This is a genomic window from Saccharomonospora iraqiensis subsp. paurometabolica YIM 90007 (genome assembly GCF_000231035.2).
In the GTDB taxonomy this organism is placed as follows: Bacteria; Actinomycetota; Actinomycetes; order Mycobacteriales; family Pseudonocardiaceae; genus Saccharomonospora; species Saccharomonospora paurometabolica.
The window spans coordinates 53,853-65,620 of sequence record NZ_KI912225.1 but is presented as its reverse complement, the minus strand read 5'-3'; the positions used below and the strand labels follow the sequence as shown (position 1 = coordinate 65,620).

General features: G+C 72.9%; 13 protein-coding genes and 1 pseudogene. 8 read left to right on the top strand and 6 right to left on the bottom strand.

Annotated features, from left to right (window positions below):
• A partial coding sequence (locus tag SACPADRAFT_RS26560; RefSeq protein ID WP_007024894.1) for an FAD-linked oxidase C-terminal domain-containing protein occupies positions 1 to 480 on the top strand: 480 nt, incomplete at its 5' end.
• 111 nt (positions 481 to 591) lie between these two features.
• Complete coding sequence (locus tag SACPADRAFT_RS0208975; protein WP_007024893.1) at positions 592 to 2,334, top strand: pyruvate dehydrogenase; 1,743 nt, start codon at positions 592 to 594, stop codon at positions 2,332 to 2,334.
• Between the two features lie 42 nt (positions 2,335 to 2,376).
• Here the strand turns inward: SACPADRAFT_RS0208975 and SACPADRAFT_RS0208970 are convergent, their stop codons facing one another.
• From SACPADRAFT_RS0208970 to SACPADRAFT_RS0208960, 3 genes are all read right to left on the bottom strand, one after another.
• Complete coding sequence (locus SACPADRAFT_RS0208970) at positions 2,377 to 2,913, bottom strand: O-acetyl-ADP-ribose deacetylase (protein ID WP_007024892.1); 537 nt, start codon at positions 2,911 to 2,913, stop codon at positions 2,377 to 2,379.
• A 148-nt stretch (positions 2,914 to 3,061) separates the two neighbouring features.
• Positions 3,062 to 3,790 carry a sterol desaturase family protein gene (locus tag SACPADRAFT_RS0208965; RefSeq protein WP_007024891.1) on the bottom strand — a complete coding sequence of 243 codons (729 nt, stop codon included), beginning with the start codon at positions 3,788 to 3,790 and terminating at the stop codon, positions 3,062 to 3,064.
• The gene (locus SACPADRAFT_RS0208960) at positions 3,787 to 4,509 is read right to left on the bottom strand and encodes a FadR/GntR family transcriptional regulator (protein ID WP_007024890.1); all 723 of its coding nucleotides are present in this window, start codon (positions 4,507 to 4,509) and stop codon (positions 3,787 to 3,789) included. Before SACPADRAFT_RS0208960 ends, SACPADRAFT_RS0208965 begins: the two co-directional genes overlap by 4 nt.
• Positions 4,510 to 4,674: 165 nt before the next feature.
• Between SACPADRAFT_RS0208960 and SACPADRAFT_RS0208955 the strand changes: the two genes are divergently transcribed.
• Both SACPADRAFT_RS0208955 and SACPADRAFT_RS0208950 read left to right on the top strand, forming a co-directional pair.
• The gene (locus SACPADRAFT_RS0208955) at positions 4,675 to 5,475 is read left to right on the top strand and encodes a hypothetical protein (protein WP_007024889.1); all 801 of its coding nucleotides are present in this window, start codon (positions 4,675 to 4,677) and stop codon (positions 5,473 to 5,475) included.
• 100 nt (positions 5,476 to 5,575) lie between these two features.
• Positions 5,576 to 5,983 carry a hypothetical protein gene (locus SACPADRAFT_RS0208950; protein ID WP_007024888.1) on the top strand — a complete coding sequence of 136 codons (408 nt, stop codon included), beginning with the start codon at positions 5,576 to 5,578 and terminating at the stop codon, positions 5,981 to 5,983.
• A 92-nt stretch (positions 5,984 to 6,075) separates the two neighbouring features.
• On the opposite strand, the gene SACPADRAFT_RS0208945 is transcribed toward SACPADRAFT_RS0208950, so the two are convergent.
• Entirely contained in the window at positions 6,076 to 6,696 is a 621-nt protein-coding gene (locus tag SACPADRAFT_RS0208945; protein WP_007024887.1) for a 3'-5' exonuclease, read from the bottom strand.
• A 265-nt stretch (positions 6,697 to 6,961) separates the two neighbouring features.
• Here SACPADRAFT_RS0208945 and SACPADRAFT_RS0208940 point away from each other — a divergent pair, with 265 nt between their 5' ends.
• Complete coding sequence (locus tag SACPADRAFT_RS0208940; RefSeq protein WP_051442428.1) at positions 6,962 to 8,560, top strand: amidase; 1,599 nt, start codon at positions 6,962 to 6,964, stop codon at positions 8,558 to 8,560.
• An 8-nt stretch (positions 8,561 to 8,568) separates the two neighbouring features.
• Here the strand turns inward: SACPADRAFT_RS0208940 and SACPADRAFT_RS0208935 are convergent, their stop codons facing one another.
• Both SACPADRAFT_RS0208935 and SACPADRAFT_RS26555 read right to left on the bottom strand, forming a co-directional pair.
• The gene (locus tag SACPADRAFT_RS0208935) at positions 8,569 to 9,003 is read right to left on the bottom strand and encodes an OsmC family protein (protein ID WP_007024885.1); all 435 of its coding nucleotides are present in this window, start codon (positions 9,001 to 9,003) and stop codon (positions 8,569 to 8,571) included.
• A gap of 63 nt (positions 9,004 to 9,066) precedes the next feature.
• Positions 9,067 to 9,673 (bottom strand): annotated as a pseudogene (locus SACPADRAFT_RS26555) (DinB family protein).
• 212 nt (positions 9,674 to 9,885) lie between these two features.
• On the opposite strand from SACPADRAFT_RS26555, the gene SACPADRAFT_RS0208925 reads away from it, so the two are divergent.
• The 3 genes from SACPADRAFT_RS0208925 to SACPADRAFT_RS32520 all read left to right on the top strand — a co-directional run.
• A complete protein-coding gene (locus SACPADRAFT_RS0208925; protein ID WP_007024883.1) occupies positions 9,886 to 10,461 on the top strand; it encodes a YbaB/EbfC family nucleoid-associated protein in 576 nt (191 codons plus the stop codon).
• A 34-nt stretch (positions 10,462 to 10,495) separates the two neighbouring features.
• On the top strand, positions 10,496 to 10,801 hold the full coding sequence (locus SACPADRAFT_RS0208920; protein WP_007024882.1) for a type VII secretion target: 306 nt from the start codon (positions 10,496 to 10,498) through the stop codon (positions 10,799 to 10,801).
• Positions 10,801 to 11,768: WXG100 family type VII secretion target (locus SACPADRAFT_RS32520; RefSeq protein ID WP_007024881.1), on the top strand; the 968-nt coding region annotated here is incomplete at its 3' end. The genes SACPADRAFT_RS0208920 and SACPADRAFT_RS32520, both read left to right, overlap by 1 nt.

Here is an 11,768-nt window from a genome sequence, read left to right as displayed (position 1 = left end):
TGGCGGTCGGCGTTCCTGCGGATGCCGTACCAACGCGACGCGCTGGCCCGGCACGCGATGATCGTGGAGACGTTCGAGACGGCCTGCACCTGGGACCGCTTCGACGAGCTGCACCGAGCGGTCAACGCCGCGGCCGACGAGGCGATGCGGCACACCACCGGGGGCGGTGCGGTGACCTGCCGGTTCACGCACGTGTACTCGGACGGGCCCGCGCCGTACTACACCGTGTACGCCCCCGGACGGTGGGGGAGCATGCTCGCCCAGTGGGACGAGATCAAGACCGCGGTGTCCGAGGCGATCCTCGCGCACGGCGGCACGATCACCCACCACCACGCGGTCGGCCGCGACCACCGCCCGTTCTACGACCGGCAGCGTCCGGACCCGTTCGCCGCCGCGCTCGCCGCGGCCAAACGCACCCTCGATCCCACGTGGAGCCTGAACCCGGGTGTGCTGCTGCCCGGAGCCGGTGGCACGACCTGACCGCCGCCCGCGCGGTTCGACCGCCGCCGGGCGGGCACTCTCCCCGCGACGACCGTGTCCCCGGCGGCCGGAGGGACGGGGACACGGCGATGCCGAGGGAGGGAGGGTGCCGTGGCCGGGCGGACGGTGGCCCAACACCTGGTCGACCTGCTGGTGCGGGCCGGGGTGCGCCGGATCTACGGGGTGGTCGGGGACAGCCTCAACCCGGTCACCGACGCGGTGCGGCGCACGGACGGGATCGACTGGGTGCAGACCCGGCACGAGGAGGCGGCCGCGTTCGCCGCCGGGGCCGAGGCGCAGATCACCGGACGGCTCACCGCCTGCGCGGGCAGCTGCGGCCCCGGGAACCTGCACCTGATCAACGGCCTGTTCGACGCGCACCGCAGCATGGCGCCGGTCGTGGCGATCGCCGCGCACATCCCCAGCGAGGACATCGGCACCGACTACTTCCAGGAGACCCACCCGGAGCGGCTGTTCGTCGAGTGCAGCCACTACTCCGAGATGATCTCCACTCCGGCGCAGCTACCCCGCGTCGCGCACGCCGCGATCCACCACGCCCTCGGTCTCGGCGGCGTCTCGGTGCTCACCGTCCCGGGCGACGTGGCGGGGCAGGACTCGCCCGAGGACATGACGACGATGGTGCCGCTCGACCGGTCGCCGACGATCCGCCCGACGGACACCGACATCGACGCCTTCGCCCGGCTCGTCGACGACTCCCGCCGGGTCACCCTGTTCTGCGGTGCCGGGGCCGCGGGCGCGCACGACGAGGTGATGTCCTTCGCGGGCCGGGTGCTCGCCCCCGTGGGCCATGCCCTGCGGGGCAAGGAGTGGATCCAGTACGACAACCCGTACGACGTCGGCATGTCCGGTCTGCTCGGCTACGGCGCCGCCTACGAGGCGATGCACGAGTGCGATCTGCTCGTGCTGCTGGGCACCGACTTCCCGTACCACCCGTTCCTGCCCGACGACGTGCGGATCGTGCAGGTGGACGTCCGGCCCGAGCACCTGGGCCGCCGCTCGCGGCTGGACCTCGGCATCTGCGGCGACGTCGCCGAGACGCTGCGGTGCCTCACCCCGAAGGTCACGCCGAAGACCGACCGCACCTTCCTCGACCGGATGCTGCGCAAGCACGCCGACGCACTCGAAGGGGTCGTCGCCGCCTACACCACCGGGGTGGAACGGCACCGGCCGATCCACCCCGAGTACGTCGCGTCCGTGCTGGACGAGGTGGCCGCGGACGACGCGGTGTTCACCGTGGACACCGGGATGTGCAACGTGTGGGCCGCCCGCTACATCAGCCCGAACGGGCGGCGCCGGGTCATCGGGTCGTTCACCCACGGGTCGATGGCCAACGCGCTGCCGCAGGCGATCGGCGCGCAGCTGCCCGACCCGTCCCGCCAGGTGGTCGCCATGTCCGGCGACGGGGGCTTCGCCATGCTGCTGGGCGAGTTCCTCACCGTCGTGCAGTACGGCCTGCCCGTGAAGGTGGTGCTGTTCGACAACTCGTCGCTGGGCATGGTGGACCTGGAGATGATGGTCGCCGGGCTGCCCCCGTACGGCACCACCTACCCGGAGACCGACTACGCCGCCCTTGCCCGCGCCGCGGGCGCGCACGCCCGGCGGGTGAGCGACCCGCGCGACGTGACCGACGGGCTGCGCGAGATCCTCGCCCACGACGGCCCCGCACTGCTGGACGTGGTCACCGACCCGAACGCGCTGTCCCTGCCGCCGCACATCACCGGGCAGCAGCTCACCGGGTTCGCGCTCGCCACCAGCAAGATGGTGCTGCAGGGCGGCGTCGGCCGGATGCTGCGGCTGGCCCGCGCCAACCTGCGCAACATCCCCCGGCCGTGAGCGGCGGCGTCGCCGGACGCGGCAGGTGCGGACACCGGCGCGTCACAGGCCCTGTCGGGCGGCCTCGGCGGCGAAGGTGTCGTGGGTGGCCCGGTCGAACAGCACCATCCGCAACTCCGGCTCCGGGGCGTCCCCCGCCGCGTCGGCCAGCGTGCGCAGCGCGATCTCCGCGGCGGAGTCGACCGGCCAGCGGTAGACGCCGGTGGACACGGCCGGGAACGCGACGGAGCGGGCACCGAGGTCACGCGCCACCCGCAGCGAGTTCCGGTAGCAGTCCGCCAACAGCCCCGAGCGGTCCTCGGACGCCGAGAAGACCGGGCCGACGGTGTGCACCACCCACCGCGCGGGCAGCCGACCGGCCGTGGTGGCCACCGCCTGCCCGGTCGGCAGGCCCTCGGGGTACTCGCCCGCGCGGAGGCGTTCGCACTCGGCGAGGATGTCCGGCCCGCCCCTGCGGTGGATGGCGCCGTCCACCCCGCCCCCGCCGAGCAGGGACGAGTTCGCCGCGTTCACCACGACGTCGACGTGCTGTTCGGTGAGGTCGCCGAGAACGAGGTCGATCCGCGCCATACCCGCCATTGTCGCGGCGGGTGGGGCGGGTGGCCACCCGCGCCCGGGCGGCCACCCGCCCCGGAACAGTGACCACGGTGCCGTGAGGGGCACATTCCCTGCGTCTCATGCAGCGAATGTGCCCCTCACGGCAAACCCCGGGGGCGCGACCGGCGGCTCAGGTCGGGTTCGCGGCGTGCAGGTTCTTCGCGGTGGGGGAGGTCGGCACGTCGGCCGGGTCCGGGTGGGTACGCAGCAGGCGATCCGCCGTGCCGGACGTGGTGACGGTGAACCAGTAGTGCTCGTTCTTGTAGTGGTGCAGCCGGTGGTTGCGCCACACCGCCTTGTAGAGCCGGGTCTTCGGGCGGTGGTCACTGTGGATCAGGTAGTGGGTCCACTCGTAGCCGAAGCCGATCGCAGCGGTCATCGTCAGGAACGTCAGCCCGAGCCCGAGGCGGGGGAACGCCAGGACCGCGACCGCGGTGAGCGCGGGCAGCAGCCAGAGCAGTACCGGCCACGGGATGAACACCAGCGGCAGGTCGCGCGGGTCGGCATGGTGCTCCCGATGTTTGCGGGCCACCAGTGGGTCGATCCGGGTGCCCGCCACCTCGCGGGGACGCCAATGCAGCACACAGACGTGGATCACCCACTCGACGAACGGGAACGCGGCGAGCATGGCGACCGGCACGAGCGCGTCCCACAGCCCCCAGCCACCGACGACCAGGCGTGCCGCCAGCGCGGCGGCGAACACGGCGCCGATGAGCCACGGCGACGGGTGCCGCCAGAACTCCCGCCACGCTTCACCCAGTGACAGGCCCCGCCGGGTCCGCGCCGCGAGCCGCTCCTCGTCCGCGCGCAGCCGGGCTCGCGCCCGGCTGTCCACATCGGATTGTTCCACGCCGGTCATGGTGCCTCCTCCAGGGTTTTGATCATGGCGAGCAGGACATCGGTGGCCGGGCGGAGCAGGTCCACGGCCGCGTTCTCCGCCGTGGCGCCGTCACCGGTGGCGAGGGCCCCGACGAGGCCGCGGTAGGCCTCCACCCGGTCGACCTCGGACGCCATCGCGGGGGCGAGCACGTCCAGGGCGGGCTCGTAGGCGGTGCGCAGGCTGTTGAACATCAGCCGGAACACGATCGAGTCCGCCCCGTCGACCACGTGGTCCCAGAAGGCGAGGGCGTGCCGCTGCCGCGCCACCGGGTCGTCCTCGGCCGCGAGAGCGTCGACCGCGGCGGACAGCGGACCCCGCAGCCGGTCGGCGGCCCGCTCGGCCGCGAGGGCGGCCACCTTCGGCCCGACCGTGTAGCGGGCCTCCACGACACTGCGCACCACCCGCGGGTCCACCTCGCCCGCGCGCACCAGCAGGCGGGGGAGCAGGTCCAGTCCGGCGTGCCGGTGGAAGTCCCGCACGCTCGTGCTCCCGCCGTGCCGCAGCTCCACCAGCCCGGCCTGGGCCATCCGCTGCAACGCCTCCCGCACGGCGGGGCGGGACACGCCGAGCACCTCGGCGAGCCTGCGTTCATTGGGCAGGGTGTCGCCGGGAGCGAACTCCCCACCCACCACCTCGTCGAGGATCTGCTCGAACACCTGGTCGGACACCGACCGGCGAGCCACGGGCCGCAATGCCATGTCGAGCACCGTAGAGGGACGCTGACCAGACGTCAACTGGTCCGACCAGTTCGGGCTACCGGTGTCCGGTCGGGTCTCGGAGGTCCCGTGTGCTGCCGCACAGGTGGGTTGCCGGTCCGGATCGGGCCTGGTTAGCGTCCGCCGACCGCGGGAAGGGGCCAGACCATGTACAGCTCGACCGGGCCGCACACCGACGCGCCACGGCGCGCCGTCCCGACGTTGTCGCCGTTCCTGAGCAGGCACTACCCGGCCGATCCGTACCCGGGGGAGCGGCCGGACGTGAGCTACGTGGAGCTGGACGGTGCGGCGTGGATCCTCCGGCCGGACCGCGGCGCCGCGTCCGGCTGGGTCGTCGACACCGGCACCTCGGTCGGGACCGACCTGGACACGTGGCTGGGCGCGCTCGGGCAGCCGCCGCTGGACGCGCGCCTGCCCGTACTGGCCTACGGCAGCAACGCGTGCCCCGGCAAGATCGAGTGGATCCGGGAGACACTCGGCCTGGCCGGGCCCGCCGTGGTGCAGACGGTGGAGGTCGCCGGGGTCGCGGCCGTGTGGAGCGCGGGTACCCGAGCCCGGGACGGGCAACGTCCGGCGGTGCTGGCGGCGCGGCCCGGGACCACCGAGCGGCACGCACTGTGGTGGGTCACCCCGCGGCAGCGGGCGACGCTGGACGAGGTGGAGGCCCGCGGCGAGTGCTACCGCCTCGGCTGGGTGCACGCCCCGGCCACCACCGACGACGGCACGAAACGGGACCGGGTGCTCGCCTACGTCGCGCGCCCGGAGGTGCTCGGCACCGCGGTGGCCGACCACCTCGACCGCTCGCCGATGCTCGTCGACGGGGAACCGGTGCGGGTGGCCGACGTCGGCCAGGCCGACATCCTGCGAATGCGGGGCGGCCGCGCCCGCTCCGACGGCCTCGACGTGCTCGAGGTCACCGGTGAGCCCTCCTGGTCCGACCTGGACTGATCCTCCGGAAGTGCCCGTGCGGCGCGTGCTCCCGTCGTAGGCTCCAGCCGTTCACGACAGATCCCGGCACGGCCGGGTGCTCCGGAGGGGAGGCGTCCACGTGGCCTCGTGGGACGACCTGGTGGCGTATGTCCGGGACGAGTACGACGTCGTCCGGGACGAGCCGGACGAGATCCGCGTCCGGTTCGGCTACGGCGGCGAACCGCACGCCGAGCGGCGGGCCCAGATCGTGATCATCGCCCGGGAGGTGATGGACCGCAAGGAGGACTGGGTCCAGATCGCGACCCCGTTCGCCCGGATCGACCAGGTCGACCTGCGGGAAGTGCTGACCGAGATCGGCAACACGCTGGTCGTCGGCGGAGCCGTCCTCATGGGGGAGTACGTGGTGCTGCGGCACTCCCTCCCGCTGCTCAACCTCGACATCAACGAGTTTACCGACCCGTTGGAACTGGTCACCGGATCGGCGGAGCTGTTGGAGGAGCAGTTCACCGGACGCGACGACTACTGAGCCCGCCCGTCCCGCGGCGGCGGGGGAGCCGGGCAGCCGGTGGCGCTCCGGCCTGTCCCGTCCCGCCCGGCTCGCCCGGCCTGCTGACCTGCTCAGCCGCGACCGGGCACGACGCGACACCCGTCCCAGGTACCGGGGCCGAGCCTGCCCAGGGTGGTCCCCGTCGCCCGGGCGAACTCGTGCACGGTCCGGCTCCCCCGCTTCGCCGCGAGCGTCAGGAGCACCTCGGCGCACGCCCGCGCGTCCTCGGCGGCGTCGTGGTGCCGGAGCAGCGGCACGCCGAGGGTCCCGGCCACGGTCGGCAGCCGGTAGTCGGCCAGGTCGAGTTCACGCTTCGTCCAGACCCGGGTGCAGCCGAACCCCAGCGTCGGTGGGTCCGTGTCGTCGGCCTCGCACGCGGCGCGGAGGGCGCCGAGGTCGAACGCGGCGTTGTGCGCCACGACGGGACGGTCCCCGATGGCGGCGCGCACGTCACCGAGCACCGCGCCGAACGACGGGGCGTCGGCCACCCGCCGTTCGTCGATCCCGTGGATGGCCACCTGCCGCCGCTCGAAGTACACCAGCGGAGCGGGCGGGCGGCACAGCCAGGAGCGCGACCCGGTCACCGCACCGTTCTCCACGACCGTCAGACCGACCGAGCAGATCGATCCCCGTTTCGGGTTGGCGGTCTCCACGTCGATCGCGACGAACTCGAAGCCGTTGCTGCCGTCCACCCGCTGTCTCCCCATTCGTTCCGGTAGGTGTCGCCCGACTGTCGTCGGACCAGGGAGCCGATGTTTCACCCGGTACGGTCACGATTTCGCTACGGCGAACCCGTTCCCGAAGTGCGAAACCGGACGGCCACGGATCGGCACCGTGGACGCGGGTATGCCGGGACGGGAAAGTCGGATCCCGCCGGTTCAGTCGGACAGTGGAGCAGACCGGCGGCGTGGTCTGGTGTACTCGCCGCAGGTGTCGATTGTCGTGCCGAAGAGGGCCGTGGTGAAGGGAGAGATCGTGCGCCGACCGACCGTGCTCCTGGCGGTGCTCGCCCTGTGCGGGGCACTCACCCCGGCCGTGGCGACGGCCGCTCCGGCGCCCGTGCGGGTGGTCGGCCTGCAGGTGCACGAGCTGCGGCAGTTGCTCGCCGACGGCGAGGTGACCTCCCGCGCGCTCGTCGAACGGTACCTGCGGCGCATCGCGGCCTACGACCACGCCGACGCCGACCGGCCCGGGATCAACGCCGTGCTCACCGTCAACCCGCGGGCCCGGGCCGTGGCACTGCGGCGCGACCTCGAACGGCGGCGGGGACACGTGCGGGGGCCGCTGCACGGGATCCCGGTCGTGGTGAAGGACAACATGGACACCGCCGACCTGCCCACCACCAGCGGCTCGCGGGCCCTGCGCGGTCTCCGCGCGCCCGACGACGCCACCCAGGTGCGCAGGCTGCGGGACGCGGGCGCGATCGTGCTCGCGAAGACGAACCTGGACGAGTACGCCCTCAACATCCGCACGACGTCGTCGCTGGGCGGGCAGACCCGCAACCCGTACGACCGGGGGCACTACCCCGGTGGCTCCAGCGGCGGTACCGGGGCGGCGGTCGCGGCGGCGTTCGCCCCCGTGGGCATGGGCAGCGACACCTGCGGCTCGCTGCGGATCCCCGCCGCGCACAACAACCTCGTCGGCCTGCGGCCCACCCTGGGTCTGTCCAGCCGGGACGGTGTCGCACCCCTGGCGCGCACCCAGGACACGGTGGGCCCGCTGGGAACCTCCGTCACCGACGTCGCCCTGGTCCTCGACGCCACCGCCGGGCACGATCCCGCGGACCCGGTCACCGCCGCCGCGCGGGGCACCGTCCCGCCGAGCTACCTGGCGGGACTGTCCGGGAACGCGCTGGACGGCAGCCGGATCGGTGTCCTCGGTGACCGGTTCGCCGACACCGACGCCGCCCGGCCCACCAACCGGGTGGTGCGCGCGGCGGTCGCGGACATGGTCGCCCAGGGTGCCGAGGCGGTGGAGCTGGGGCCGCAACCGGAGATCACGGACGCGGCCGAGGGCGCGAACCGGGTGGCCGACGAGTTCGAACGTGACTTCGACGCCTACCTCGCCGACTCGGCACACGGACTCCCGCGGCGTCTGGCGCACCTGGCCGAACCGGAAAGCGAGCTCACCCTCGCCGACGTCGCCGCCTCCGGCGAGGTGCACGAGACGGTGCTGCCGCTGGTGCGGGCGCTGGTGGACAGCCCCGCGCTGCCCAACCCGGCCTATGAGGAGAAACTGCGCCAACGGGACCGGCTGCGCGCACTGCTCACCGAGCTCATGCGGACGCACGGGCTGGACGCACTGGTCTACCCGTCGATCACCGAACCGCCACCGGCGATCGGCACGGCGCAGCCGAGCCGCAACTGCCAACTGGCGGGCCACAGCGGATTCCCCGCGTTGAGTCTGCCCGCCGGATTCACCGGTGCCGGACTCCCGGTCGGGGTCGAGCTGCTGGGACTGCCCTTCAGCGAGCCGTCGCTGCTGGCGATGGGCCACGACTACGAGCGGGCGACCGGCCACCGGACCCCGCCCGAGGGCACCCCTCCGCTGCCGTAGCCGGAGGATCAGCTCTCGTCGATGGTGGTGTCCACCGGCGTACCGAGTTCGACGGTGCGGCTGACCGTGCACAGCTTGTCGTGCGACAACCGGACCGTGCGGGGCAGCACGTCCCGCGCGCGGTCCCCGTCGTCCCCCTCCGGGAAGGCGACCCGGAACGTCACCGCCAGGTTCTCCATCCGGTTGCCCGTCTCCTTGTCCTGAATCTTGTCGCCGGAGACGGTGACGGTGAACTCGGTCGGCTCCGCCCGCCTGCTGGTGACGACGTCGGTGTCCACCGCCGTGCAGCCGCCGATCGCCGCCAGCAGCAGCTCCACCGGCGAGAAGTCCGCGTCGTCGTTCGAGCTGAGCGGCAGCGTGCCGCCGCGGGCGTTGCGGGCCACGTACCGGCCCGTGGAGACCCGTTCGATGCTGACCGATCGGAGAGTGTCGTCGTCCGCCATGTCCGCCAGGCTACCGGCGCGGCCGGGCGGCCGGCGCCGCCGTGCCGGTGGTCCCCGAGCCGGTCATTCCCGGACGGCCGCACCGTCCCCGCCCGCGACCTCGCGGGCGAGCCGTTCCAGCCGGGCGTGGTGGTCGGCCCAGTACCCCGGCCCCTCCTCGGGCACCCCCGCGCGGTCGGGGTGCAGACCGACGGCCCCGTCGACGAGTTCGCGCAGGATGTCGGCGTGTCCGGCGTGCCGGTTCGTCTCGACGGTCATGTGCACCAGGATCCGGTGCAGCGTCACCTCGGCCCGGTCGGCGGGCCAGTGCGGGACCCGGCCGGGTGCGTCGACGGCGAGCGCGTCGATGGTGTCGTCGGCGCGCGCAGGCCCTGCGGTACCGGTCGACGACGTCGTCGCGGGACTCGTCCGCGGTGGCCCACAGGTCCGCGTTCGGATCCCCACCGTCCGGCCAGGGCAGCCCTTCCGGGAACGGCCGGTCGAAGGTGTCGCCGAAGTAGCCGGCCTCGCAGAACGCGAGGTGCTTGACCATGCCCAGCAGATTGGTGCCGGTCGGCGTCAGCGGACGGCGCACGTCGTACTCGGACAGGCCGTCGAGCTTCCACAGCAGGCCGGCCCGGGCCTGCGCGAGGGAACTGTGCAGGTCCGCCTTCGCGGTCATCGCATTCATGGAGACAGGCTCCCATCCGGCACCGACAGTCCGAAGCCCTTACGCCTTCGGACGCACAACGGAATTGTGACGACCGGGTGGATTCCGAAAAAGCGAGTTCGCCTGATGAAACAACCGCCCGGGAACGGAAACGGGCCCGAGAAAATCCGGCACACCGGGAACCGATCCGGATCCGGTCGCGTCCCAGTGTCGTCGCCGAAGGAGGAGGAACGATGTCGGAGGGGACCGACGGCAGCGAGCGCATGATCGCGGACTGGACGCGTCGGGTGCAGCAGCAGGCGCAGCGGTACCAGGCGATGGCCGAGCGGGTCCAGGAGATCACGGTCACCGAGCGTTCGCCGGACAACCTCGTCCAGGTGACGATCAACTCGAAGGGCCTGTTGACCGGGCTGACTCTCGAGGAGAGCGCCCAGGGCAGGCGGATGGCGGAGCTGTCGACCCAGATCATGCGGACCGTCCAGGCCGCACAGGCCCGGATCCCCGCACTGCTGCAGGAGGCGATGGCCGAGACCGTCGGTACGGAGGACGAGACCGCGGCGACGGTCTTCGCCGACGCGAAACGGACCTTCCCCGAGCCGCCCGACGAGGAGGAGCCGGAGCCGCCGCAGGCCGACACCGAGTTCCGGTTCGGTCCCGAGGGCGACGACCCCGCGGACGGCCCCGCGGGTGGCGACCCGGCCCCGCCCGCCGGGTCCTCCCGGCCGTTCGGCCGGCCCCGCGGGCGCGACCGCGACTCCGGCGACGATCCCGATGACGACGACTTCGGCGGCCGCTCCATCTTCTCCTGACGCCGACCCGACCCGACCGACCACTGGGGGAACCGTGACGCAGGGTGGCTTCGAGCTCGACACGGACCTGGACGCGCATGCGAGCCAACTCGACGGATGCACCGAGCAGCTGCAGCAGGCCGTCGAGGCGGCGCGTGCGGTCAGCATGCCCACCGACGCCTACGGCATCCTCTGCCAGCCGTTCCGGATGCTGCTCGACCCGGTGGAGCAGTACGGCATCGACGCGCTGACCGAATCGGTCACCGCGATGCGGGCCACGGCGGACAAGGTGCGCAAGGCCGCGGAGACCTACCGCGGCACCGAGGAGGAGCACACCCGGCAGTTCGGGACCGGTGTCTGATGTCCGAGACCGACAACCCGCTCGTCGCCGAGGCGCCGGAGAACGGCGACGGCCCCGGTCCGCTGACCTCGGGCAACGGCGACTACGGCTGGGCGGGCGGCATCGGCATCGCCGAGTCCGCCATGGACACCTACAACGGCATCCAGGACGGCAACTGGGTCGAGGGCGGACTGGGCGCGATCGGGCTGGTCGCCGAGGGCGCCTCCGCCGCGATCGACCCGTTCGGCTGGCTGATGTCCTCGGTGGCGTCCTTCCTGATGGAGCACGTCGAGCCGCTGAAGGAGATGCTCGACTCCGTCTGCGGCGACCCGCCGGTGATCCAGTCGTACTCGGAGACGTGGTCGAACGTCGCGGGCCGGCTGGACGAGACCCGGAACACCTTCGCCAACGCGGTGAAGAACGGCACCGCGGGCTGGACCGGCGACGCGGCGGACGCCTACCGGGCCTCCTGCGCCGAGCAGGAGGAGACCCTCGCCGGGGCGAGCACGGTCGCCGGGGCGATCAGCACCGTGGTCATGATCATGGGTGAGGTGGTCACGTTCGTCCGGGAGACGGTGCGCGACCTCATCGCCGACCTGGTGGGCAAGCTGATCTCCTGGGTGCTGGAGACCGTGTGCTCGCTCGGTTTCGGCACCCCCGTCGTCGTGGCGCAGGCCGTGGCCGCGATCTCCAAGTGGGCGACGCGGATCGCCGAGCTGCTGCAGAAGCTGGTCGGCACCATCCGGAAGGTCTCCCCGCTGCTCGGCGAGCTCGCCGAGGTGTTCGGCAGCATCATCCGGGTCTGCGGCAAGATCGCCGGCAAGGTCACCGGTCTGGACGTGATCAGCACCGGCAATATCACGCCGGGCGGCTTCTTCCAGCGCGGCGGCCCGGACACGCCGGACCTCGGTGGCAGCGCCCCCGGTGGTGGTGGCGCCCCCGGTGGTGGCAGCGCCCCGGTGGTGGCAGCGCCCCGGTGGTGGTGGCG